Origin of the sequence: Flavobacterium sp. KBS0721, from assembly GCF_002007065.3 — a bacterium.
In the GTDB taxonomy this organism is placed as follows: Bacteria; Bacteroidota; Bacteroidia; order Flavobacteriales; family Flavobacteriaceae; genus Flavobacterium; species Flavobacterium piscis.
Map to the genome: position 1 here is coordinate 4,678,959 of NZ_CP042170.1, position 26,299 is coordinate 4,705,257.

The 26,299-nt window shown below is 36.4% G+C and carries 20 protein-coding genes; 3 read left to right on the top strand and 17 right to left on the bottom strand.

All coding sequences use genetic code 11. From position 1 onward, the window contains the following. Nucleotides 1-329: 329 nt before the first annotated feature. The 3 genes from B0M43_RS19750 to B0M43_RS19760 are packed head-to-tail and all read right to left on the bottom strand — an operon-like array spanning nt 330 to nt 4,155. Nucleotides 330-2,528, bottom strand: coding sequence for a xanthine dehydrogenase family protein molybdopterin-binding subunit (locus tag B0M43_RS19750; RefSeq protein WP_078007873.1), 2,199 nt, complete (start codon nt 2,526-2,528; stop codon nt 330-332). 8 nt (nt 2,529-2,536) lie between these two features. Then, complete coding sequence (locus B0M43_RS19755; RefSeq protein ID WP_078007874.1) at nt 2,537-3,517, bottom strand: xanthine dehydrogenase family protein subunit M; 981 nt, start codon at nt 3,515-3,517, stop codon at nt 2,537-2,539. After that, nucleotides 3,514-4,155 carry a (2Fe-2S)-binding protein gene (locus tag B0M43_RS19760; protein ID WP_078007875.1) on the bottom strand — a complete coding sequence of 214 codons (642 nt, stop codon included), beginning with the start codon at nt 4,153-4,155 and terminating at the stop codon, nt 3,514-3,516. Before B0M43_RS19760 ends, B0M43_RS19755 begins: the two co-directional genes overlap by 4 nt. 174 nt (nt 4,156-4,329) lie before the next feature. Between B0M43_RS19760 and B0M43_RS19765 the strand changes: the two genes are divergently transcribed. After that, nucleotides 4,330-5,460 (top strand): cysteine desulfurase family protein, encoded by a 1,131-nt coding sequence (locus B0M43_RS19765; RefSeq protein ID WP_078007876.1) that lies wholly within the window; start codon nt 4,330-4,332, stop codon nt 5,458-5,460. A gap of 350 nt (nt 5,461-5,810) precedes the next feature. On the opposite strand, the gene B0M43_RS19770 is transcribed toward B0M43_RS19765, so the two are convergent. From B0M43_RS19770 to B0M43_RS19790, 5 genes are all read right to left on the bottom strand, one after another. Beyond that, complete coding sequence (locus B0M43_RS19770) at nt 5,811-6,086, bottom strand: type II toxin-antitoxin system RelE/ParE family toxin (protein ID WP_078007877.1); 276 nt, start codon at nt 6,084-6,086, stop codon at nt 5,811-5,813. Then, a complete protein-coding gene (locus B0M43_RS19775; protein WP_078007878.1) occupies nt 6,079-6,324 on the bottom strand; it encodes a CopG family transcriptional regulator in 246 nt (81 codons plus the stop codon). Before B0M43_RS19775 ends, B0M43_RS19770 begins: the two co-directional genes overlap by 8 nt. Before the next feature lie 126 nt (nt 6,325-6,450). Then, nucleotides 6,451-7,041, bottom strand: coding sequence for an NTP transferase domain-containing protein (locus B0M43_RS19780; protein ID WP_078007879.1), 591 nt, complete (start codon nt 7,039-7,041; stop codon nt 6,451-6,453). Between the two features lies 1 nt (nt 7,042). Next, on the bottom strand, nt 7,043-8,170 hold the full coding sequence (locus B0M43_RS19785) for an XdhC family protein (protein ID WP_078007880.1): 1,128 nt from the start codon (nt 8,168-8,170) through the stop codon (nt 7,043-7,045). Nucleotides 8,171-8,271: 101 nt separating this feature from the next. Further along, entirely contained in the window at nt 8,272-9,045 is a 774-nt protein-coding gene (locus B0M43_RS19790) for a response regulator transcription factor (RefSeq protein ID WP_078007881.1), read from the bottom strand. Nucleotides 9,046-9,147: 102 nt separating this feature from the next. Here B0M43_RS19790 and B0M43_RS19795 point away from each other — a divergent pair, with 102 nt between their 5' ends. Then, the gene (locus B0M43_RS19795; protein WP_078008028.1) at nt 9,148-9,903 is read left to right on the top strand and encodes a DUF1349 domain-containing protein; all 756 of its coding nucleotides are present in this window, start codon (nt 9,148-9,150) and stop codon (nt 9,901-9,903) included. A gap of 163 nt (nt 9,904-10,066) precedes the next feature. Beyond that, on the top strand, nt 10,067-10,399 hold the full coding sequence (locus tag B0M43_RS19800) for a YegP family protein (protein WP_078007882.1): 333 nt from the start codon (nt 10,067-10,069) through the stop codon (nt 10,397-10,399). Nucleotides 10,400-11,013: 614 nt separating this feature from the next. Here the strand turns inward: B0M43_RS19800 and B0M43_RS19810 are convergent. From B0M43_RS19810 to B0M43_RS19850, 9 genes are all read right to left on the bottom strand, one after another. Continuing rightward, a complete protein-coding gene (locus B0M43_RS19810; RefSeq protein ID WP_065448967.1) occupies nt 11,014-11,400 on the bottom strand; it encodes a helix-turn-helix transcriptional regulator in 387 nt (128 codons plus the stop codon). A gap of 224 nt (nt 11,401-11,624) precedes the next feature. After that, nucleotides 11,625-12,038: a hypothetical protein gene (locus B0M43_RS19815; RefSeq protein ID WP_065448968.1), complete on the bottom strand. Its 414-nt coding sequence runs from the start codon at nt 12,036-12,038 to the stop codon at nt 11,625-11,627. 344 nt (nt 12,039-12,382) lie between these two features. Further along, complete coding sequence (locus tag B0M43_RS19820) at nt 12,383-14,317, bottom strand: family 43 glycosylhydrolase (protein WP_078007884.1); 1,935 nt, start codon at nt 14,315-14,317, stop codon at nt 12,383-12,385. 59 nt (nt 14,318-14,376) lie between these two features. Then, nucleotides 14,377-16,923 (bottom strand): alpha-L-arabinofuranosidase C-terminal domain-containing protein, encoded by a 2,547-nt coding sequence (locus B0M43_RS19825; RefSeq protein ID WP_078007885.1) that lies wholly within the window; start codon nt 16,921-16,923, stop codon nt 14,377-14,379. Continuing rightward, entirely contained in the window at nt 16,923-18,293 is a 1,371-nt protein-coding gene (locus tag B0M43_RS19830; protein ID WP_078007886.1) for a glycoside hydrolase family 27 protein, read from the bottom strand. Before B0M43_RS19830 ends, B0M43_RS19825 begins: the two co-directional genes overlap by 1 nt. A gap of 219 nt (nt 18,294-18,512) precedes the next feature. Continuing rightward, nucleotides 18,513-20,933 carry a glycoside hydrolase family 2 gene (locus B0M43_RS19835; RefSeq protein ID WP_078007887.1) on the bottom strand — a complete coding sequence of 807 codons (2,421 nt, stop codon included), beginning with the start codon at nt 20,931-20,933 and terminating at the stop codon, nt 18,513-18,515. Between the two features lie 184 nt (nt 20,934-21,117). Next, on the bottom strand, nt 21,118-22,704 hold the full coding sequence (locus B0M43_RS19840; RefSeq protein WP_078007888.1) for a glycoside hydrolase: 1,587 nt from the start codon (nt 22,702-22,704) through the stop codon (nt 21,118-21,120). Between the two features lie 352 nt (nt 22,705-23,056). Beyond that, nucleotides 23,057-24,694, bottom strand: coding sequence for a glycoside hydrolase (locus tag B0M43_RS19845; protein ID WP_078007889.1), 1,638 nt, complete (start codon nt 24,692-24,694; stop codon nt 23,057-23,059). Between the two features lies 1 nt (nt 24,695). Beyond that, nucleotides 24,696-26,297, bottom strand: a complete 1,602-nt coding sequence (locus B0M43_RS19850) for a RagB/SusD family nutrient uptake outer membrane protein (RefSeq protein WP_078007890.1) — start codon at nt 26,295-26,297, stop codon at nt 24,696-24,698. Between the last annotated feature and the right edge of the window lie 2 nt (nt 26,298-26,299).

Here is a 26,299-nt window from a genome sequence, read left to right on the forward strand (position 1 = left end):
GAAATAGATACAAAAAAAGCTCCTGAGGAGCGATATATTTATAGAACCAAAATGTACAATTTGAAAACGAAGCTCCAGCGGATTGACATATATTTCACCTCTACGGGGCTCTGTTGCATATCATAAAATATTATCTAAAAATATTTCGTCCCGCTGGGACTTGGTCGAAAATCTTGAAATCTCAAATAACATAGCCTGTGGTTTCAACCACAGGAACATGGGATTGGATAAGGATTATTTTCTTTTGATTGCGTCCCCGTGGTTGAAACCATGGGCTATGTTTGAAATAGATACAAAAAAACGAGACATTGAATGTCTCGTTTTTTATTTTAAACCTTTACGGTTTCTAATATTTTATCCAGCGTAATGGGTAAATCTCTCACACGTATTCCTGTTGCATTAAAAACTGCATTGGCAATTGCAGGTGCCATTCCTACCAAGGCCGTTTCACCAAGTCCTTTTGTTCCCATTGGATTACTGATAGGATCTTTTTTATTGACAAAAAATACTTCCTGTTTTTCAATATCAGCGTTTACGGGAACATGATAATCGGCAAAATTATTATTTATAGGGCGACCAAATCTGTGATCGATTTCTAAAGATTCCATCAATCCCATTCCGATTCCTCCCACTGCTCCGCCATACATTTGTCCTGCCGAAGTTTTCTGATTGATTACAGTCCCGATATCAGCGCAGGAAACCACATGTGCTAATCTGATTTTTCCAAGATTTGGATTAATCAACACTTTTACAAAATGTACAGAGAAAGAATAAATCGAATATTTCTTTGCCTCCTCTGCAGCTTTTGATTCATTTTCTACTACTAATTCTTCTAATTTATTTGCGTTTAATACTGCACCTAAAGAAACACTTTTTGAACTGTCTTTTTTTGAAGTTACTGAACCATTCACAAAAGCCAAATCTGCAATTGGTATATTTTTCAAGGCATCTGATTTACTCGCCAGTTCAATAGCTTTTGTTATTAATAACTGGCAGGAATCGTTTACTGCTGATCCTACAGATGAAGTGGTTGCTGAACCTCCTTGGGTTGGTCCTTTGGCAAGACCGCTTTTTCCCATTTCGATAATTACATTTTCGCTTGGTATTCCGGTTACATCTGCGCCAATTGCGGTCATCATAGTGGCTGTTCCCGGTCCCATATCGTTTACACTACATTGCAGAACCAAAGTACCATTGGTTAGAAATTTTGCTTTTACAGAAGTTGGACTTCTATAGCAGCCAAAAGTTCCTGTTCCCATTCCATAACCTACGAGCCATTCGCCTTCACGAACAGATCCGGGTTTGTTTTTACGGTTTTTCCAGCCAATGCGTTCCATACCGCCTTCGTAGCATTCTAAAAGATATTTACTGCTCCAGGGTTTATTTTGTTCGAGATCTTTCTCGGCATAATTCAGTTTACGAAATTCAATTGGGTCCATATTTAGTTTATGAGCCAATTCATCCATAGCGCTTTCTAAAGCAAAAGATCCTGTTGCTTCTCCCGGCCCACGCATCCAGATTGGCGTACAAGTGTCAAGAGGAACAATACGATATCGGGTCGAAACATTGGCACAATCATAAATAAATCGGGACATGTTTACGGTACCTTCCATAAAATCTTCATAACTCGAAGTCATCGCTATGGCTTCATGCGTTAATCCTGTTAGCTTGCCTTCTTTGGTGGCACCAAGACCCATTTTCTGAATCGTATAAGGTCGAAATCCTACATTGGTAAACATTTGTTCTCTATGCAATACCAGTTTTACAGGACGATTTATTTTTTTTGCGCCAATAAGGGCTGCAATTTCATAAGGCCATGTATGCAATCCCATCCCAAAAGCACCTCCAAGATATTCTGAATTTACAGCAACATCTGCGGCAGGAATCCCGAATACTTCACCAACACTTTTACGTGTTCCTTCTACTCCCTGGCTTTTAGTATAAAGTGTAGGTTTGTTTCCATCCCATTTGGCAATAATATTCGCCAGTTCCATTGGATTATGGACTTCTGTTGGTATGATGTATTCTTCTTCAAGAATTACTGCTGCATTTTTATATCCATCTTCAACTCCGCGGTGATAATCTTTTGCGCGTTCCGGAGTTTTTCCTTTATCTTTTACTTTTTCAAGTTCTGTCGAATGGTCTTCTTTTAAATAATCGGCTTTAATAAGACTGGCAGCATATTGCATACGCTCAAAAGTATCTGCAATGACCAAAGCTATGGGCTGATCATAATAACGAACCGAATCATCTTTAAAAATCTGAAGTGGCTGACCTAAGTTGTCCCGTTTTTTAGGGTGTTCGTATCCGGCAGGTTTATCTACATTAAGATGTGTGATTACTGCTAAAACTCCCGGCGCCCATTCGGCTTTTTTAGTATCGATAGTTTTAATTCTTCCCTTGGCAATTGTACTTCCTACCAGGCATGCATAAGCAACGCCCGGAGTTTTATACTCGGCTGAATATGTTGCTGAACCTGTTACTTTAGCAAATCCGTCAACTCTATTTATATTACTTGTCTTGCTCATAATTCAAATTATTTAGATGCTGCTATCGTTAATGCTTCAGTAATGGCATTTGATCCGAGTGTTAATTTAAAATCATTATCACCGTAACTTCTTGCACCATGCATGGCTAAATCAGCTGCTTTCCGGAATGTGGTTTCAGAAACTGTTTTTCCTTTCAAAAATTCTTCTGCTTCTGTCAGTCTCCATGGTTTATGCGCCACGCCGCCCATTGCAAGCCTTGCATCTTTAATCGTATTATTTTGAATATCTAAACCTACGGCAACAGATATTAATGCAAAAGCATAACTGGTTCTGTCGCGAACTTTTAGATAGTGACTGTACTTCGCAAAATTATTATTAGGAATCTCGATTGAAGTAATGATTTCTTTATTTTCAAGTGTATTGTCTTTTTCGGGCATATTGCCTGGAAGCCTATGAAAATCAGTAAACTTAATTTCTCTTTTTCCTTTAGGGCCTTCAACAAAAACGGTAGCGTCTAAAGCTGCAAGTGCCACACACATATCACTGGGATGCACTGCAATACAACTATCCGAAGCACCAAAAATGGCATGCATTCTATTAGATCCGCCAATGGCGCCGCAGCCACTTTTGGGAGTTCGTTTATTGCAGGGCATGTCAGTATTATAAAAATAAGAACAACGGGTACGCTGTAACATATTTCCTCCTACGCTAGCCATATGCCTAATTTGCTGCGATGCACCGGCAGCTAGTGCCAATGCCAGTAAAGGATATTTTTCCTGTATTGTTTTATCTTCGGCAACCTGACTGTTTTTGGCCATTGCGCCAATTGAAACTTTTCCTGTCAGGAATTCTATCTTTTTTAAATCTACTCCGTTAATATCTATAAGTTTATCAGGAGCGACAACATTTTTCTTCATCAAATCGACCAGATTGGTTCCTCCGGCAATAAACATTGCTGAGTTTTCTTTGGCAATAGTAGTTACTGCTGATTTTGATGATAATGCTCTTATGATCTGAAAGTTTTTCATACTAGCTTCCCTCCTTCCTTAACTTCTGTAATAGCATCAACAATATTATGATAAGCTCCGCATCTGCAGATATTTCCGCTCATATATTCCCTAATTTCTTCTCTGCTATTGGCATGACCTTCTTTGATACAGGCTATACCTGACATAATTTGTCCGGGGGTACAATAGCCACATTGAAAACCATCGTTTTTAATGAAAGCTTCCTGCATGGGATGTAGTTTTTTCCCTTTTGAAAGTCCTTCGATGGTGGTTACCTGAACGTTTTGCTGCATGGATGCCAATGACAGACAAGATAGTATTCTGGTACCATTTACATGAACTGTACAAGCGCCGCATTGCCCATGATCGCAGCCTTTTTTGGTTCCGGTAAGCAACAATTGTTCTCTTAATAAATCAAGCAGCGTGGTTCTGGGCTCTATATTTAGATTGTGTTTCACGCCGTTTACTTCAAGCGATAACGGAACGGTCTCTAAATATTCTGCAATTTTTTCATCCCATTTATTATCAGAAGCCATCACCAATGAAGGCGGGGTCAAAGCAAGTGCAGTGAATAAACCGGATTTTTTTATAAAATCACGACGTGAAGAATTGGCTTCTTCTTCTACTGCTTTGTTTCTAATTGTTCGTTTGGCAGCCATGCATACTGTTTTAAATTAATAAAAATCTTATGTTACTCCTAACAAATTTAGGAATCCTATGCGACAAAAAATTACAAAATTCACATAAACACCATTTTAAATGCAATTTAGAATCATTAAAAAAATTAGATTTAAATAACAAAATTGTATTTTTACTTTATTAAGAATTTAAAAATGTCCCTACAGCAAACCATTTACCTCGATAACAACGCTACTACCCAACTTGATCAACGTGTACTGGATGTTATGCTTCCCTATTTTACCACTGCTTATGCAAATGCGAGCAGCAGTCATTTAGCAGGTTTAACCATACATGAAGCTGTCGAAAATGCTGTCTGGCAAACTGCGAACCTGATTGGGGCAAATCCGGAAGAAATAATTTTTACCTCAGGCGCAACAGAATCAATCAACTTAGCTATAAAAGGGTTCTCAAATCAAAATAAAAAACATATTGTTACGGTTAGTACAGAACATAAAGCTGTTTTGGATACTTGCCAATTTATGGAAAGTATTGGTTTTGAGGTTTCTTATCTGCCCGTGGATTCTGATGGTATTTTAGATCTTCAGCTTTTAAACGACTCTATTACTGATCAAACCTTAATGGTTATTGTAATGATGGTCAATAATGAAATTGGTGTAATTCAGGACATTGATACAATAGCTGCAATCGTTCATGCAAAAAAGGCTCTTTTTATGTGTGATGCCACTCAGGCTGTTGGTAAAATGGCTGTTGATGTACAAAAATCAGGCATTGATCTTCTGGCTCTTTCGGCACATAAATTTTACGGCCCAAAAGGTGTAGGTGCTTTGTATCTTTCCGCGAAAGCGAAAATAAAATTAACTCCACAAATACACGGCGGCGGACAACAACGCAAATTACGCAGCGGGACGTTAAATGTTCCCGGAATTATTGGTCTGGGAAAAGCCTGCGAAATTGCGAAAGCTGAAATGAAAAAAGATCAGGAAAGAATACAAAAACTTAGAGATCATCTTGAAAAATCTTTACTACAAATTGAAGGATCGTTTGTAAACGGAAACACTACAAACCGAATATATAATACGTCGAATATTTGCTTTCCCGGAGTGAATTCTGAAAGTCTTATTCTGGCTTTGCAAAATATTTCAGTTTCTAACGGTTCTTCCTGTTCTGCTGTTACATCCGAACCTTCGCACGTATTAAAGGCTTTGGGGTTATCTGATGAAAATGCTTTGAGTTCGATTCGTTTTAGTTTAGGGAAATTTACAACTCAAGAAGAAATTTTTTTGACGATTGAGAGGGTTTGTGCTTTGGTAAGAGAGCTTTAGTTTTTTGTTTTTTGCCACGAAGGCGCTAGGGCACAAAGTTTTTTTTATTTGCTTAATGATTTCTGAGAAAGTCGCTTTTTTATGTTTAATAATTTCTCGCAAAGACGCGAAGTCGCAAAGTTTTTTATTTCTTTAGCTTATGATTTCTTGCTAAGTAGCAACGTTTCTTTTTTTTAAGCTTCGGAGAAGCGATATATTTATAGCTAATAATGTGACTATGAAAAAAAGCTCCAGCGGAGCGACATGTTTTTTTTGGCCACAAAGGCTCGAAGACACTAATTTTTTTTTAATACTTAATAATTTCTCGCCAAGTCGAGAAGATTTGAAGAGCTTATATCAAAGGATTTCTATTAAAAATCTTGCCTTCCAATAATGGTAATAATCTCTATTCTTTTATCTATGATTTGATAGTAGATCGTATCAACTCCACAAACACAATAACGATATCCTTTTTTGATATAGTCGGCTGATGGAAATAAAAAAGGATTTTCCTCTATTCTATCAAAACAATCATAGAACATATTAAAATATTTATCCGCCTGATTAACACCAAACTTACCAACTCCATAATAATAAATTCTTCGTAAATCTTCTTTGGCTTCGTTACTTAAAAAATAACTATACATTAGGCAGACCTTCTTTGAATTCTGCTAACATTTCTTCTCTTGTTTGTTTTTTTGTAAGACCGCTTTTTTCTCCCTTATCTATTTTAGCTCTCACAAATTCATAGTATTCCTCTTGTGTACGAGCTTGCTTAATCAAATAGTTAATAGCTTCACTTTTACTACTAAATTCTTCCGCTTTAACCTGATTCTTAAGCCACTCTTCGTTTGGTGCAGTTAATGATATACTTTGTCGTGTCATAACAATAATTTTAAGTTGGTGTAAATTTACACCAATATTTCGAAACGAAATATTATTTTAGAGATTTTCCTGTTTTTTACCTCTAAACCTTTGTCGCTTTGTTCCTCTGAACCTTTGAACCTCTTTTTAAGAAATAAGCTTATTATAATCCTCAATAGTATCGATATCTATATTGCCTTTTTCGAAAGGAACTGCAGCGGTGTCTTCAAAAAATTTATTGATTATTTTTTTTGCACCTTCCTGACCTTTTAGCTGTAGCAATTCGGTGAAATATTTTTGATGAAAAAGTACCGGTGTTCCTGCCGTTTCTGAGTAGGCAGATGCTATAATTCCTTTTGCTGTTTTTTGCTGTTCGCTTATTAAATTCTCAAAAACAATAGTTGTAATATAGGGCTGATCACAAACAGTGAAAATGCTTTTTGTGATGTCAGGATATAAACGTAGTAATTCTTTTAAACCTGTTGCAATAGAAGATGACATTCCTAACTCCCAATCAGGATTAAAGATTGTTTTTATTTTGGGATTGGTGATTTCCTTTTCTATCAATTCGTGATTAGATCCTGTAACGACTATAATGGCGCTGTTTGCTACCTGAGAAGCTTCGGCAATTGTGTTTTTTAAAAGAGTAGCGTTTTTATACCAAAGCAATTGTTTGGGCTGTCCTAATCTTGAAGAACTTCCGGCTGCTAAAATAACAATTCCTGTTAGCTCTTTCATATTAAACCAGAGATGTACGGGTTGAACTATGTATTTTTTCTGTTTTATACTTTAATGAAACACCTTGTTTGCCGCTCATTACCGCTTTAATTTCAGCCACAATCGATAAGGCAATTTCTTCTGCTGTTTCTGCGCCCAAATCAAGTCCTATTGGGCCGTAAATGGTAGTAAGCTTTTCTTCTGTCAATTGTATGCCTTCACTATTCAAATCATCAAGCATACGATTGAGTTTTGTTTTAGGACCTAAAATTCCAATATAGTTGCAATTGGTTTGTACCAAAAGCTTTAAAACAGCCAAATCGTATTTATAATTGTGTGTGATCAGGACAAAATACGTTTGTGCATCGATACTTATATTTTCTAATAGCTGTTCCGGTTTTACAACAAATACATTTTTGGCTTCCGGAAATCTCTTTTTTGTAGCATGTGTAGCGCGGCCTTCGCCAATGGTAATTTCCCAACCTAATAAGGAAGTCATTTTTACCAATGGCTGAACGTCATTTCCTGCTCCAACAATCACCAGAGAAACGGGAGGATTTATATAGTCTGCCAAAACCTCATTCTCTTGTTCGTCATGAAGCTGTCTTACCACAGTTGCTTTGATCTTCAATGCTTGCTTTACATCTTCCAGTATATTAAGTGCAGTATTATTAGCGTAAATTGGCGTTTCATTTTCCCTATAAAACAATAGGGTTCCTTGTTGGGCCGCTTGTCTTTTTAATGAAAAAACCGTTGCCACGACAGCATCTTTTCGTTCGAATTCTAATTGCTGTAAAAGCTGTATCGGATTATTCTCTACCGCATCATCAATATATTCAAAAAGAATATGAACAATTCCGTTACATCCTAATTGCAAACCTACTTCGCTATCATCTTCATTACTTGTATTATAAGTAATTAATTTATTTTGCTGCTGATGGATTGACAGCAGCGCTTTTCGCAATGCATCACCTTCTAAACAGCCACCGCTAATGGCGCCAGTAAGCAAACCATCCTCGGTAACAAGCATGCGGGCTCCAGGCTGACGGTACGAAGAACCTTCAACCTTTACCACGGTGGCAAGTGCTGTCTTTTTTCCAGTCGCTTTTGCCTGAGAATGTGCTTTTAGAATCTCGCTTATTTCCTTCATACTAATAAATCGTGCTTAACAAAAATAGATAATTATTTTCTTGCCGAAGATTTAAACGGCTTAAAGTATTAACTCAAAAAAAATATTTTTAATCCCGATATTTAAATCGAAATGATTCCCATAACCATTGCCGTTTTTACTGCTTCAGTAGTATTGGATACTTTCATTTTTTCGATAATGTTTTGTCTGTGTCGGCGTACGGTATAAACCGAAATATTGAGTTGTGTTGCAATTTGTGCACTATTACTTCCTTTTGCAACCAGTGTAAGGATTTCGAGCTCTCTTTTTGAAAGTAATGTTTGTTCGTAATGCTTGTATTTTTCGATAGCAATAACTTCACCCGTTTCAATATTCACAATTTTTCCATCGATTCCTAAACGGGGCTGAATATCTGCCGATGGTGCGTAAAGACATAATGCCAGCCAAATGCTTCCATTACTAAAGCTTTTTAGGTAAATCGTTCTGTGATTGATGTAGGCACAGTTTTCAAGGGTATTCTGAGTTCGTATGCGGCTTGATGTACTGTATTTGTAGCTGTCCTGATACGGTAAAGTTTTTAGATATTGAAAATAATTGAGTTCCAGAATATGACGCTCTATTAAATCGTCTGGATGAATTTTGGTAAAGATACATTCCTCAAAAGCAGAATCGATCATGGAGTTTTCAGCAGGTAAACCAAATACTTTACCAAAATTACCGGCGTAAATATAACTGCAATCGGCTTGAAAATCTGATAAAACGGCCACACACTGATCGAGGCTTACATAACCTGCTACCAATTTTTTGAATGTTTCTATATCATTGCATTCTTCTATCGAAAATGTTTGTTCTAATAAAGCAGCTGATAATTGATTCTCGACGGATACATTTGACATAAACAGGATTAAAATGGTTAATTTTACGTATTGTGGCTTTTGGAAAGCAATGGTATTTTTGATCCACTAAAATATAATTTTTATATTAAAAAAAATCACTTTATGAAATCAAAAATGTATGTTTTCTGTCTTTTATCCGGTTTAACTTTATTATCGGCCTGCGGAAATAATAATCAAAAAGAAGTATCTGAAACGGCTTCAAAAAACAACAAGAAAATAGATTCAGCCTTTGTAAACGGCAGCCCTTGCGATATTAAACTTGCTAATATTCATTTTACAAAATCTGTTAATGGCGCTGATACTTTGGCGAAAGCCGATGCGAATGGCAAAGTAATTTTCCGCGCAGGCGAAAAGAAAGATTATTTTTCTGATCCAAATGGTGAATTATCCAACAATACTGCTCCTATCCTGCTTTCGAAAGTTGATAATACAAAACCTTTTACTTTAGTTGCAAAAGTAACACCTGAGTTTACAGAGAAGGGATTATACAATGCGGGTGTTTTATATATTTATGTGCATGATAATTTCTATCAAAAGTTTTGTTTTGAGCAAGACGAACGCGGCAATCATCGCATGGTGTCGGTTCGTACCATTGGAACTTCTGACGATAACAATCATGATATTGTAAAAACTCCAACAGTTTACATGAAAATATCATCAGATACCAAAACAGTGGCCAACTACTATTCTTTGGATAAAAAAAACTGGCAAATGGTTCGTTTGTACAAAAACAATTATCCTAAAACAATCTGGATGGGAATTAGTACACAATGTCCTGTAGATAGAGGAACACAAAGTGTTTTTGAGGAAATTAGCTTAGATCAAAAAAGCGTTACCGATTTTAGAATGGGGAACTGACAACAAGCAAAGAGTATACTGAAATCACTAAATGGTGTAACTTTATTATATTGATAATTTTCTGATAATCAATTATTATTTTTTGTATTTGTATGATTTATAGGACGAAGTTTTGTATTTTTATCTGTAGCAAAATAATAATATTTAACTTAAATAAAACTACATGGGAAAATTTGTAATTACTAAAAGAACCAATGGTGAATTCCAATTTAATTTAAAAGCGGGTAACGGCCAGACTATTTTGAGTAGTGAAGGTTATTCTTCAAAAGCGGCTTGCTTAAACGGAATTGAATCTGTGAAAACAAATTCTAAGGATGATTCTAAATTTGATAAGCAGGAATCCAAGAGCGGGAAACCGTATTTTAATCTAAAAGCCAGCAACGGTCAAATCATTGGATCAAGTGAAATGTATGAAAGTACTTCTGCAAGAGATAGCGGAATTGTATCGGTAAAAACAAATGCAGCTGACGCAACTACAGATGATCAAACGGTATAAAATAATTTTATAATTATAAAAAAACGGAGTTATGCGACTCCGTTTTTTTATTGTCTGAATTTTTTAAGTTTTGATATAGTTACAATCCACTCCAAAACCTGTGGAAATAAAAAATATTTTTTTTACTGATGAAAATCGCTATTCTTATTAAACAAATAAATCCTGACCTTGTTAAGATTCCTTTTTGAAAATGCCCCAAGAGAATCCGGTGACCGATTGATTCTTTTTGCAGCGTAACCACTTTTTCTTAAAAGTATTTTACAACTTTTATTAGTTTTTACTTGTATGCTAAAATATCCTGCGCTATCGGTTTTGGTTGTATTTTCGTTAATATCTATCTGCACATTTTTAATTGGCCGTTCAGTATCATAATCATACACATAACCGGACAAGGTAGTAGTGGTGCAGCTACAAAATAACAGTATGGATACAATTAAGCTTATCTTTGATTTCATTTCTAAAAAAATATTCGAACCAATTTATATCGCTTTTTCACCATACACAATACTCACTTTTAGTGATTTTTTAATACAAAAATAAAAAGGGTGCCTGAAAAATTTCAAACACCCTTTGGTAAAATAAACTGATAAAGTACTATTTTAATAATGAGCACTTTAAATTTGTCCAAATTTGTCTTTATAACGACATAACTCTTCTTCTGTTTTGCTTAATAATTTTTCTAAGAGCCTTATTTTATCTTCATACAGTACTTTGAGAGTAGCACTATTATCAGAGTTAATTTGAATACTTCCGTTATTGTTTCCTCTGACTTTATTGACATTATTAAAATATCTCTGACTGTCAAAGCTAATAACATCTTCTACACTAACCTCGAGAATTCGGGCAATTTCGACCAATTTTACATAGGAAAGAATTGTTTTTCCTTTTTCAATTTTACTATAACCTGCCTGTGTAACTCCTAATTGATCCGCCATATATTCCTGGGTATAATTTTTTAATTCTCTAATGCTTTTAATTTTATTTTTTATCGAACTGGTCATAATTTTATTTGGGGTATTTTGTATAGCTAAAACTGACCGGCATTAAACTTTTAGTAGTATAGCTATACTAATTGAAGGTTTAATAACATACTACCACAATAGTAGGTTAACGTGATAATGTGCTTTCATTTTTTTTTAGTCGTAATTATAAAACCATATAAAATAGCCGCTGCCATCAAAACTAAATCGTAAGGGGAAATTCCTGATACTAACATTGCTTTATTTTATAGGTTGTTGTTTGTTGTTTGCAGTAATCGGTTAAAATTTAGATTTAAGAAATGATCGATCTGTTTTCCTATTGCAGAACGATCTAAACCATTAATTTTTACCTTGATTTCTTTTTTATAAATATCTCTCACAATGACATAGTATTCAAATTCAATGTCGTTATGAAATCTCAAAATAATAAGAATTGTATATACCAATAAGGTAGGCCCTATATAGTACAACTCAGATAAATTAGAAAAAACCATGCAATAATATGCCAACGCGGTTACTGCAATAAAAGTGCAATTTTCAAGAAGATAAGACTTCTTTTTTTTGAGTAAACCAAGCTCTACAATCTCATTATAGCTGTATTGCCATCGATTAGATCCATACTGAAATTGAACTTGGTCATGAGTGAGGGTAAAGAACATAATAATTGGGGGATTATTTTAAAAAAAAATGTACTTATTGTAGTAAAGAATTAATGGAAACAGCTAAAAAAACAATTTCATAATTATTTTAAAACAATATTCTTCTACGCAATATTACGCATTCTCTCGTTTTTTTTTCCTACAAACCCTCTTATAGAATATAACTAAAAGTTGTAATTAAATCTAAAATGTAAATTTTTACTTCTATTTACGTCCTCTCCCTTTATTATTTATTTTATTAAAACATTTTCTTATTGTACCTGTTTTTGAGAATCATATAAAAAAAATAAGGACTATTTCTATCCAAAGAAATAGCCCTTACTGACCAAAATTAATATATAAAATTATTTAATTGCTTTTATGCCCAAATGTGTTGGAGTTACCTGTTTAATAGTCCCATCCTGATTAAACTCCAGTTTATCGATGCAAACTTCACGGTGAAAACCGCCTGCATCTCCCATTTTTATTCCTGTTGGATATGAAAAACGATGATAAACAATGTACCATTCGTCCTTATTTGGAATTTGCAGCACAGAATTATGTCCCGTTGCATAAATTCCTTCAGCAGGATTTCCTTGTATAACAATATTGTTTTCCGGAATTTCTATTGGTCCTAAAGGCGATTTTGAAACTCCATATCTTACTTTGTAATTTGGGCTTCTTGTATCGTCTTCGCTCCACAAGAAATAGTATTGCCCGTTTCTGTAAATCACATAGGTTCCTTCACGATAAGTATTGTCTACTTTGATGACTTTTGTAGTCCCTTTTTTAAGCGAGATCATATCGGCATTCAATTCGGCTACAGCCATATATCCATTCCCCCAATACAAATAACTTTTACCGGTTTTAGGATCTGTAAAAACATCCGGATCGATCTCCTGACCGCCTTTTATACCTTCCGGTCTTGTGTTTACCAAAGCTTTTCCGCTGTCTGTAAATGGTCCCGTAGGATTATCTGATGAAGCTACTCCTACTTTTTGAGCTGCTGTAAAATAATAGAAATACTTGTATTTTCCTTTGATCTTTTTCTCGACAATACAAGGCGCCCAGGCATTTCTGTTGGCCCAGCTTACATCTTTTCTAAGATCTACAATAATTCCTTCGTCTTTCCAGTCGGTTAAATTATCTGATGAAAAGGTTTTAAAATAGTTACCTGACCAACCATCAAATCCGTCACTGGTTGGATAGATATAATATTTCTTGGTTTTATTTGAATATAAAATTTCAGGATCAGCATAATACCCTTCAAGAGCCGGATTATTATTTATTTTTGGAAATTTCTCCGGCATTCCCCATTTGGCCACAAGTCTTTTCAACTCAGAACGTGTGATAGGTAAAATGGTTCCGTGACGAGGATTAAAATCCATTGAAATATCATTGTCAATTACAGTAAAATTCTCCAGATCTTTGGTTTTGGTAAACTGATATTTTCCTTTCGTATACACATCGTACATCAGGATATAATCGTCAGAATTGTTGAGTTTGAAAACGCTCGAACCTTCAACTCCATCATTGGTTTGCTGCAGATAATTGTCGTTTTCTGTCCATTTTCCTGAAGTCAAATCTGTAGTTGTTGCCACTTTTATTCCGGCTTTTCCTCCTTCGGTTTTATAGAAAAGATGATAAACTCCATCTTTTTCGATAATATCTCCGTCAATAGAAGCTCGCTCTGATTTTGGTACAAACAATAATTTTGGAGCGCTTTCAAGAGCGGTGAAATCTTTATTCGCATAAGCGTAATAAATTTTATCCGGACCTCCTGCATGCTGTAGACTGAAATAAATTAAATACTTTCCTGCTTTTGCATCGTAAATGGTTTGCGGTGCCCAAACACGTTTTAGGTTTTCATTTCCAGGAAAAGTAGTTTGAATATTTACTACGCTGCTTTCCCATTTTACCAGATCGGTACTTTTTAGCAAAATCATGGCGCGATTGCTGTCCCAGCCTTTTGATGAAGTCATATCGGTCAAAACCATATAAAATGTTTTGCCATCGTCGCCACGCAAAATGTGCGGATCACGAACACCTCCGGTTGAACTAATCGCTTTACTGTCGATGACCGGTTTATTATTATTTAAGTGATAATAATGATAACCATCGGCACTTATGGCGTATCGTACTGCTTCTTCCTCTACAGAATTTCCTGTAAAGTACACAAATAAATAAGCTGTTAAATCTTTCTCTGCAATAACGGGCGGAGTTCCTTTTGGGTTATTCTGAGCTTGTAAGAAATTAAAAATCATTAAAAATAATACAAGACTAAAATGTGTTTTTTTCATTATCTATTCTGTTTATGGTTTTCAACTTTCAAAAAATATAACTTTAAATAGTTGAAAAATTATTTAGTTTTAATACGAATCACAGTAAATGAATAAGCAGGCAATTCTTTTGAAAAGGCTGCCTTAACCGTTATCGTTTGAGATATTGGTCTGGCAGTTGTGCTCTCAGGACTTCCTGAAAATGTAGTATAACTTGCATTTTCAGTCGTCGTTAAATTCGATACATCTATTGATGGAATTACGGCAACCGGAAGCATATTGACCAACTTTACAATCAAATCTCCTGAAGCATTATCCTGAACCACTGAAACACCAATTCGCTTATGAACTTCATTATTTGCATCTGATAATTTTATTTTAGGCTGTAAATAAATATCACCAGGATTTTGTCCGTACAATTTCTGTACAAAATAATTTACTGTTGGTTTTACTTCATTTCCTGTAAAATAAATCAAATCAGGATTCCATTGCGTGTGTTTTTCACGAGCTAATAAAGGCGCATAAGAAGCCATTGTAACTACATCGCCATTTCGTTCAATAGCAGTAAGGTATAGAGCCTCGGCTAAAGCATTGTAAAATTTATTGCCACGAGATGCATATTCTCCCAAATACACTTTTGATTTAGAACGGTCGTAGCTGTCATAAAAATTCTGATTATTAATAAACCAGCCCGGACTTTGATAATAATGTTCGTCTACAATTGGCAGTTTCAAATCATCGGCAATTGCCCATCCTTCGTTATAATCTGTGCCTTCAAAAAAGGGTCCAACAGTACCAATAATGATAATTTCCAGATATTTTTTCTGCACGGCTTTTACAATCATTCTATAACGTTCTTCAAAAACATCACTAATTAAATCTTCATTGCCAATACCAACATATTTTAAATTAAAAGGTTTAGGATGCCCTGCTTCGGCACGTTTTTTACCCCAAACACTTGTCACGGGTCCGTTGGCATATTCAATTAAATCCAGAACATCCTGTACATATTCATCCATGTCCTCCATCGGAATACCAAATTGTTGTCCGGCACCACCATCAGATGAATTTTGGCACGGAACTCCTGCCGCCAAAACCGGAACAGGAAGCGCACCTAAATCTTCACAAAACTGAAAATATTCAAAATATCCTAATCCAAGTGATTGATGATATCCCCAAATATTACGCATTGGAGTTCGGCTTTCTAAAGGTCCAATAGTATTTTTCCAACGGTAAATATTTCCTATTCCATCGCCGTGAGCCACACAACCACCAGGAAAGCGAACAAACTTTGGATGCATATCCGCAATTGTTTCAGCCAAATCAGCACGAAGTCCGTTTTTATGATTTTTGAACGTTTTTTGAGGAAAAAGAGATACCATATCAACGGCAACTTCTCCATCAGAACTAATTTCTAAATGAGCATCGCTTACTGTTTTGGATACTTTTAGCACTGCGCTAATTTTTTTCCATGAAGTATTGGGTTTTAGTGCGGCTTCCGCCAAAGTTTCTCCGTTAGCCCCAATTAATTTTACCGTAAATTTTGCTCCTTTTGCAAAAACAATGAAATCGTATTTTTCATTCGCTTTAAGCGGAATTCCGTCAAAACCTGAATTGCTGATTTTACTATTTGTAAGCACAGCATAATGTGAATTATTAGGATGAATTGGATTTTCCTTTTCTACCTTAAAATTTCCACTCCAGGCCATTGTTTCATTCCAGTTTTTATCGCTGCCCTTTTTATCGTGTAACAAATATTCAAAATCACGATTCTGGATCAATTCAGCATATAAACCACCATCTGCAGCGTAATTAATATCTTCAAAAAACATTCCCGTAAGCATATTGCTTATTTTTTTAGCATCTTTTCCATCAATGCTAATTTGAGCCTTTACAGGTTTCAGTCCAACAAACAGCAAACTATCACTTTTGGGCGAAGTATTATCTTGTTTGTCCCTAAGCCTTGATGATTCCATGTTTTTTATCAGCGAATCAACTAAAGTCCAATCGACTTCAGTAATAGTTCCTTTTTGGGTTTCTCCCTGTAATGTGATTTCACTAAACTGAGGAACTTTATTGTCATCAATTATTGCTTTAGAATATGTTTTAAAATCTTTGGTAAAACTAGCGTAATTTGCGTTGTCTGCTTTCCAATGAATGGTATATTCTCCTGCTTTTTTGCTGACTTTTATGTTTTGAATAATTGGTTTTCCTGATTCATTTTTCGTTACATTTTTCATTGCCTGAATGTAACTTTGTCTTGTCCAGTTAATCAAATCTTTACTTGAAGCAGCTGCAAAAACATCGTCGTGCACTCCCCAAAAACAATGAAAAATTCCTTTATCATCCTGAATCAAAAAAGCTTCCGACATTGATTTACCCTCAGGTCCCCAACTCCCATAATCTGATTTTAAAAAAGAATGTTCAGGACCTACACCAAACCAGTTTTTCTGATCTGTACTCCAGGCAAAATGAAGCCCGTTTTTTCCATTATTTTTTAATGTGGAGTATGCGAAAAGATATACCTTGTCTGGTTTGTCTTCTTTTGATTTTATACCAAATGCAAATGAAATAAAAACTGTAAAAAGTACAATCAGAATTCGATGACGCAGTAAAAGCTTTTTCATTATTTTTTAGCTTTTAATTGAAAAAGTACTGAGCTATGAGGTTTTAATGCTGCTGAAACGGCTGCTGCTGAAACTGTCGATTTCTCCCCTGTCCATAAATTAACAGCCTGAACTGAACCTGAAATTCCAAGATCTGATAAATTTACCGAAATCGTTTCTGTCGCATTGTCCGAGATATTGAATAAAGCCAGATAAACACTTCCGTCTTTAGGATTTTTTGAAGTCACCGCTATTTTTCCGTCTTTCTGGAAAAGCTGTTTTACATCGGTACTTTCATTGTGCATTTTCACCACTTCTTTATTGGTTAATAATGATAAAGTAAAAGCGTCGTTACTTGGTAAATCTCCACCAAAAAACAAAGGCGATTTAAAAATATTAAAGAAAGTAATCAAAGTATATTGCTCGTCTTTTGTCAAACGGGACATTCTGTCTTCGCCACGTTCTCCTCTTAAAGAAATACGTCCAAGCGGAATCATATCGCAGTCCGGCCATGTTCCCGGCGCAATGTAAGGATACCATTTTTGAGCAACATTCATCAAGTGTGTAATGTGTGGCCAGGTATCCCAAACGTCATCTACCATTCTCCACATATTGGCGTGAGTGGTTACGTGTGGCGCGGCAGTGATAGGCGTTTCTCCCGGTGAAGTACTCAATACAATTTTACGTCCGCATTTGTCGATTGCGTTTCTGATCAGGTTAATTTCTCCTTCGTGATACGGTCTTGATAAATCATCGATTTTAATAAAATCAACGCCCCATTGTGCGTACAATTCAAATAACGAATCGTAATATTCCTGTGCTCCCGGCTTGTCTTCAACAACAGTATAATTGTCTCTTAACCATTCGCATTGCAATGCTGTAGAATAAATCTTATCAGCTGTGATTCCGTTTGTACCTTTGATAGGCAATTTGTCTTCAACGGCTTTTTTAGGAATTCCGCGCATAATATGAATCCCGAATTTCAATCCTTTTTTATGGATATAATCTGCCAAAGGTTTAAATCCTTGTCCGTCTTTTGCAGATGGAAAACGATTTAAAGCCGGCAAATATCTTCCGTACTGATCGATTACATAACGCGGATCTGTTTGATTGTATCCGCCTGCTTTGTCATTTTCTACAAACCATCTGATATCGACTACGACATATTCCCAACCAAATTTTTTCAGGTTTTTTACCATATAATCGGCGTTGGCTTTTACTTCGTGTTCTTCGACTGTAGAACCGTAGCAATCCCAACTGTTCCAACCCATTGGAGGCGTTTGTGCCCATTGTTTGAATTCCTCTTTTTTGAATGTTGTGGTTTGAGCATTCGATGAAACCGATGCTAAAACAACGCCTATTGCCAAAGCAATTGTATTTTTTATTTTCATTTTAAGCTTGTAAAAATTAATAAATGTAAAACATACACTTCAAATATAATATAATTTATTCCTTAAACACAAGAACCTGCTTGTATAAACAGACAGGTTCATTTTTTATCACAAATTAAAATCAATTGTAATAAATTTTAGTTGTGTTGATTTATTTAGCTAACGGACATTTTGTTAGACCTAACAGCTTTTAAAAACCTATTCGGTCTTGCCGATTTATTACTTCACATTAATTGTAACTTCAACTGGTTTTAACCATTGACTTATAAAGGTAACTTTTATAGGCTGAGCTTCTCCGGTTGCCTGAATGTATGCTGCAATGTGACCGTGGAAAACTCTTTGTACATTATCTGTATAATCTGTCATGTCGCTGTTGTTTCCAGCTTCCAATCCTAATAAAACTCCAGGTCCGCTAATGGTGCACGTAACTTCATTATCTGAAAGCATAACCGGCAAACCGTTTTGATCCTTAACCTGAACCATGATTTTAGCAACTCCTTTGTCTTTTGTAATCGTAATGTTTTTATCTGCAATAGTTAATTCTACAGGTTGCTGCGTAGTCGAAATAGCGTATCTGCTCACTTCTTTGTCGTCTTTGCTTAAACCAATTGCTTCTAATTTTCCTGAAGCAAATGGAATATCCCAATAGATAATTCCGGTTTTTTCGTCGTAAGCTTTTGCTTCGCCCACTACTTTTCCGTTCAGTTCTAATCTTGCTTTTGCTGCATTGGTATATACCACTACGCGAATTTTTTCACCTTGAGTGTAATTCCAAATAGCCCACGCATCTTTAGATACATCTTTTACATCTTTTAAAGGATAAGTTCCGATATATGTCATTGGTTTATCTGACCAAAGTGACTGACGGAAATATCCTCTAGGTTTGATTACTCCTGCAAAATCAACCAATCCTGAGTAAAAACCTCTTGATGGCCATCTTCCTGATTCTCCTAAATAATCAATTCCTGTCCATAAGAACTGTCCGAAAATGTGTTTGTTGTTTTTTACTGCCAGCCAAGGTTCCATGTCGTGAACGTTTTCACTTCCAAAAATAACTCTGTTTGGATATTTTTCATGATCCGATTGGTATTTGCTCTCTGTATAATTGTATCCTGTAATGTCTAAAGCACCTGGGTATTCTGTTTCGTTAGACATCGCAACTCCGGCTAAACCAGCAGTTGTTGGGCGTGATTTGTCGTATTTTTTAACCGCAGCTACCAAACGTTTTGCAATTGCTCCAAGACGCATCGCATCTGGCGCATCTTTTTTGTAACCACCATAATTGGCTTGTCCAAATCCGTCTTTTCCTTTATCCAGAACCGGGTGAGAATACGGATCATTTGGATAATCTACTTCGTTACCAATACTCCATGCAAAAACCGAAAGGTGGTTTCTGTCACGACGTACAAAATCTTCCAAATCTTTTTCTGCGTAATCTGCAAAAATATCAAACGTACCTTCGAATCCCGGAGTTCCGTAATTCCATCCTTCTAACCATTTACGTTTTGGAAATTCCCATTCGTCGTAAGCTTCGTTTAAAACCAATATTCCTAACTCATCGCAAAGTTCATAGAAAACAGGCGCTTGCGGGTTGTGACTTGTACGAATCGCGTTTACACCAATTTCTTTTAATGTTTTCAATCTTGTTTCCCAAACTTCTCTTGGTACTGCAGAACCTAAAACTCCGGCGTCGTGGTGCAGACAAACACCTTTCATTTTCATCCATTTTCCGTTTAATGCAAAACCATTGTTAGGATCGAATTTGAAATCTCTGAAACCTGTTTTGGTTACCGTTTCATCAATTTGTTTTCCGTCTTTAAAAACAGTTGTTTTAAGCTGATATAAATTTGGATTCTCTAAATCCCATAATTGTGGATTTTTCACATTTATTTTGGTCGAGATTTTTCCACTTTTATTAGCGGCAACCTCTACTTTAGAAGAAGATTTACCTACTGATTTTCCGTCTTTTGAAATCAGTTCATTTACTACGGTAAGACTTGATTTTCCGGCTGAACCATTTTCAACCTCAACCTCAACATTTAATGTTCCTGTTCCTTTTTTTACTTCCGGATATGCATAAACTCCCCATTGCGCAATATGAACCGGATTAGAATATACCAACCAAACATCACGGTAAATTCCTGAACCGGTGTACCATCTTGAATCGGCACTTTGACTGTGATCTACACGAACTGAAATCGTGTTTTCTCCACCATATTTTACGTACGGAGTCGCATCATAAGCAAAAGAAATATATCCGTTTGGACGTTTTCCTAAAGAGTGCCCGTTGATGAAAACCTCGCTTCTGTTGTAAACGCCTTCAAAATACAAGTAGACTTTTTCGCCTGTTTTACTTTGAGGAATCGTAACCAATTTACGATACCAGCCAATTCCGCCTGGCAAGAAACCGGTACAACTTGCCAATGTTGGGCTCAATTGTCCTTTTACGCTCCAGTCATGAGGGACGTTTACTGACTGCCATTTGCTATCGTCGTAAGCTTGTTTTTGTGCATCCGGAGTATCCTGAAGATTGAATTTCCAGTTGTCATTGATTTTCTTTGAATCTCCAAACGAGATCTGGCTGAATGCAGACAAACACGAAAAGAGAAATACGGGTAGTAAGATCTTTTTTGTAAACATTTTTTTAAGGTTCTAAGGTGCTGAGAATCTAGGGTTCTAAGCTTTTGTTATTTTTTAGTTATTATTTTTATTTTTTGTTTCAAGTTTCAGGTTTTTAGTCGCAGTCTCAGTCCCAGTCTCAGTTTTCAGTTTTCAGTAACTGTGACTGTAAACTGTGACTGTAAACTGAGACTGTGACTGAATACTAAAACTGTAACTCCCCTACAAACGTCACTATCGATTTTGCGGGAATTTCGAGATTATCGATTTTTTGAGTTGCTGCTCTTTTTAAATTCGAAGTATCTGAGGTTATGTAAGGTGTAAAATCATTGTTTTTCACCGTTCCTTTCGATAAATTGAATTTGTATTTCTGGGCTGATTTTCCAACGTTTACAGCAACTACAATTAGCTTTTTGTTTTCGACATCTTTGTAAGCGGTAAGCATTACATCGTTCGCTGCTTCCAGATCATTTTGGTTGGGAACATCGATTCTAAGCATTCCCGGACGTACAAACAAAGAGTAATTTCCTAAAGCCCAAAGTAGTTTTGAATCGTGAAATTCTCCGTCATTCTTTACGTAATCCGGTGCTGTTCCTCCGTTGCTTTTTCCGTCATCCAGATAAATCAGACCGTCTTTATAATCAACACGTGTTAGCGATGTCCACCATTGCCATGAAGCGGCATTGGCAACAGCAATATCATTATGAATTAAACGCCCTACGAATAAAGCAGTTTGCATTCCTAAATCTCTTCCTCCGCCTGAACCGCCCGGAATTTCAGCTTCTCCCGGATTTTCTAAAATACAATATTCCGACTGCCAGTATTTTAATCCCGGATTTTGTTTGATGTTAGCTGCAATTAATTTTCTGCTTAAAACCTGTCTTTCAATGGGCCAGGTAGTAAAATAACTATGTCCTAAAATGACGTTTTTTACATTTGGGAATTTTGAAACGTTGGTTTTTGTTTTTCCAAAGAAATAATCAATTTGCTTGTCGCGGTTTTCTGAATTTACATTTTCGTATAAATAATCGATTTGTGCGGCTTCGGCAATGACGATTTCTGTATTCAATTTATTCGCTTTCAGTTTTTCTGAAAGTGATTTGGTCAAATCGTAAATTTCCTGATTCGTTGCCGGAGTTCCTTCCTGACTGTTAGTGTCACCGTGTTTTGGCATCCACTCCCATTGCGGTTCGTTGATTGGGCTTACATAATCGAATTTGATTCCTTCTTTCTTTTCCAATCCCTGAATACTTTGAACTAGAAAATCGGCAAATTTTGGGATTGCACCATCTTTTAGATTCAGTTTATTCTTTTCGGATGCAAAAGATAATCCGTTTTTGGTCATGTAAACCGGCGGACTATTGGTAAAAATCAGGAATTTTTCGACACCACGTTTTTTCGCCGCCTGCAGGAACCATCTTTGTCCTTCTTGTTTATTAAAATCGTAAGTTCCGTCTGCCTGCAAAAAAGATTCACTTCTTCTCCACTCGTCCGAAACTTTACTTTTTTCGCCTTGCTCCGTACTTCCCGCACCCAGATTAAATCTCCAGATCGAAAGCCCGATTCCTTTTGGATTTCCCTGTGCATCGATTTCTTTGCTAAAAAGCAAATCGGCAATGGCATTCTTTTTTTGTTCCGGCCAATTTTTACCCACAAACTGGCATCTCCAGGCATCAGAGCCTCCAAAACCGTCCATGGTTTGTACTACATGATCAGTGCTAATGGTTACGGTTCGCTGTGCATACGACAGCGAACTTATAACCAATAAAAGCGAGATGTATACTTTTCTCATTATTTTTATTATTCTTTCTGATTTATATAATCATTCCACAATCCGTGAATAGCTTGTCAAAGATTATCGTCTTTGATTGTAGAGTTACTTGCGTGTCCTTCGACTTCGATCAGGATGACATAGTTTGCGGTTATAACCTTTGTCAAAGTTTTAAACTTTGACAAAGGTCTGCACGGTAAATCGCAATCTTCTCACTTCAACGGATTAAAATCCGTTGCTACAATATGAATCATTCCTCCGGAATTTTCTTTAGAAGTTCCAGAGGAACAAAATATATTTTAGAGATGGATTTTAATCCATCCTTGAGAAAAAAAAACCTCAGTACCTTAGCAACTTAGTCCCTTAGAACCTCTTACTTATATGTCCCTACATAAGTCACAATTGACTTGGCAGGAATTTCAAATCCAGAAGCTTCAACAGCAGTTCCTTTTTTCAAGCTTAATGTTTCAGAAGTGGTATAAGGTGTTAATTTATTATCTGTTAATGCACCGCCTGAAAGGTTTAGTTTATAGGCTTTCGCCGATTTGCCAACGTTTACTGCTACAACTACTAATTTTTTTGTTGCGGCATCTTTGTATGCAGTAACCATTACACCATTCACGGAAGTGGCATTATCAACACTAGGAATCTGCACTCTCACCATTCCTGGTTTTACGAAGAATGAGAAGTTTCCTAATGCCCAAAGTGTTTTAGCGTCTCTGACAAAACCGTCATTTTTGCAATAATCTGCATTTCCTGCTCCGTTGCTTGAACCATCATCTACGTGAATTAAACCATCTTTGTAATCTCCGCGGCTAATGGCTGTCCACCATTGCCATGACGAAACACCTCCAACGGCAATATCAGTACTGATGATACGGGCTGTCCAAAGTGCGGTTTGAATTCCTAAATCTCTTCCCGGACCTGCTCCTCCTGGTAATTCAGCTGTTCCAGGGCTTTCTAAAACACAATATTCTGATGACCAAAGACTTAATCCCGGTACTGATTGTGTTCTTGTCACTGCCAATTGTCTTGAATACACTAATTCTGTCAAAGGCCAGGCTTGCCAGTAACTGTGTCCTGAAATGGTCTTTTTTACATTTGGTAATCCTGCAATATTTTTTGCCGAATTTACTCCGAAGAAATAATCAATTTGGTTCGATCTGTTTTCTTTACCAGAAACCGTTTTGTATAGATGTTCGTAAGCTGCCGTTTCACCTACAACAATCTGAGAAGTCAATCCTTTTGATTGTAATTTTGGAGAAAGTACATTTACAAAACTATAAATATTGGTATTCGTAGCCGGCGAACCTTCTTGTCCTGAACCATCCCACTCGTATTGTGGTTCATTAAACGGAGACACGTAATCGATTGTTAAACCGTGCTCTGATTTTAATTTATCTAAAGAGTTTATCCAGAAATCAGCCAATTCTGACCATTTTCCATCTTTTAAATTATAAAATTCTTTTATTGATGCATGCGCTTTTCCGTTTTGTGTTAAATATACCGGAGCACTATTGGTGAAAGCCAGTAATTTTTCTAAACCACGTTCTTTTGCTGCTTTCATGAACCAAACCTGTCCGGCTTGTTTGTTCATGTTATAGGTAACTCCATCTGTAGTAAAACATTCGGTACGTCTCCATTCGTCTGTAATATCACTTGCATCTCCCTGCTCAGTACTTCCTGAACCAAGGTTGAAACGCCATAACGATAAACCAATTCCTTTTGGATTTCCGTCTGCATCTACTTCTTTACTGAAAAGTAAATCGGCTATTTTGTTTTTTTTATCCGAAGGCCAATTTCTTCCTATAAAATTACATTGCCAGGCATCAGAAGCTCCAAAGCTTTCCATCGTTTGAAGATTTGCATCAAGATTGATACTTAACTCCGCTGTAGTATTTTCAGCATCTGAATTTCCGTTGTTTTCTGAATCGCAGCTTACCAAAAAAGAGTTTGCGAAAAGTAAGCCTGCACACAGCAGACTTACTTTATTATTGTTGATTAATCTCATTTTAGTAATTAGGATTTTGAGTGATTACACCTCCGCTTAAATCAATTTCTAGTTGAGGTATTGGCCATAATAAGTGTTTTGCAGGATTAAAATTGATTCCTTTATCCTGAGGTTCTCTCAAATTGGTCGTTTCGTAAGGATCTGTAGAATTCAGGTTGTACTGAACAAAAGTTCCGTTTGGCCCCATCAATGATTCAATTACCGGTCTTCCTGTATTTGGATCTTTTTCACGACGGATATCAAACATACGTAATCCTTCGAAAGCCAATTCTAAACGACGCTCTTTGTAGATTTGTCTTAAAAGTGTTGGTCCTGATAATCCTGTTTTTGGATCTAATTTTACACGGGCTCTAATGACGTTGATATCTCCTAAAGCGTCTCCGCCGGTATGATAATTAGCTTCTGCACGTGTTAAATACATTTCGGCCAAACGAATCAAAGGAATATTCAATGGTAAGTGACCGTCTTTTTTGTCTAATGCACGACGAGTTGCTATCGGGATATAATACTTACGAATGATACGCCCTGATTTATTATCGTTTAAGCTGAATTTGTGTGTTGGATTTAAAACCTCATCTCCATAAGCTGCTTCTCCCCATTTTGTAATAGTACTTCTGCGACGAATTACATCATTTTCAGAAAGGTAAGCATTCTCTAAATCACTGGTTGGCATACACCATCCCCAACCGTCAAGAACATCTCCCGCATCATTACTCGGGAAGTTTTTCTTGTCTTCACCTCTGGCTCCTGCCAAAGTTGGTAAAGCAGCTCCAAGAGCTTTATCCTGTACAGACGAAGTTTGTGCTTCAAGAATAGACTCTACTCCGTTATGATTGTTTACATTCCAGATGTTTAAGAAATCAGCTTCTAAAGCAAAAGGTCCTTCGGTAATTACTTTGTTTGAATATAATTTGGCCTCAGCCCATTTTTCCTGAAACAACGATACACGCGCCAATAAAGCATAAGCTGCCCATTTGTTGATTCTTCCGTTTCTGGCTACCGGAGTATTATCCAGTTTTGCAGCAGATTCTTTAAGATCGGCTTCGATTTGAGCATAAACATCTGCAACGGGACTACGTTGTAAATTCAGATCAGAAGTTCCTAATACTTTTGTATATAAAGGAACTGCTCCAAAAAGATTCACCAATTCGTAATAGCAATACGCTCTTACAAATAAGGATTCTCCCATATATTGATTTTTCTGCGCATCAGGAATTGGTGATGCAGCCATTTTCTCTAAACCAATGTTGGCTGATTGAATGGTGTAATAATGAGCAGTATAAATACTGTTCATGTCTCCCATATTATCTGGCGTTATCAGGTATTGTGAAGCTGGCCTGTGTGCGCCACTATCCTGACCTGTATTTCCCATCCAGGCATCATCAGTTGCCATTTCGTTGGTTACTCTTGGTGCAACTAATGTCCACCAATCCTTAGCCAATAATAATCTTTGTGTTAATTCATTTGCATAATTCTCACATTCCTGTGCGGTTTGAAAATAGTTCTCTAAGGTTTGTTTCCCTCTTTCGTCTTTTTCAATAAAATCGCTGCATGAAACTGCAACCAGAGAAAAAGCTAGTATTGATAATATCGTTTTTTTCATGT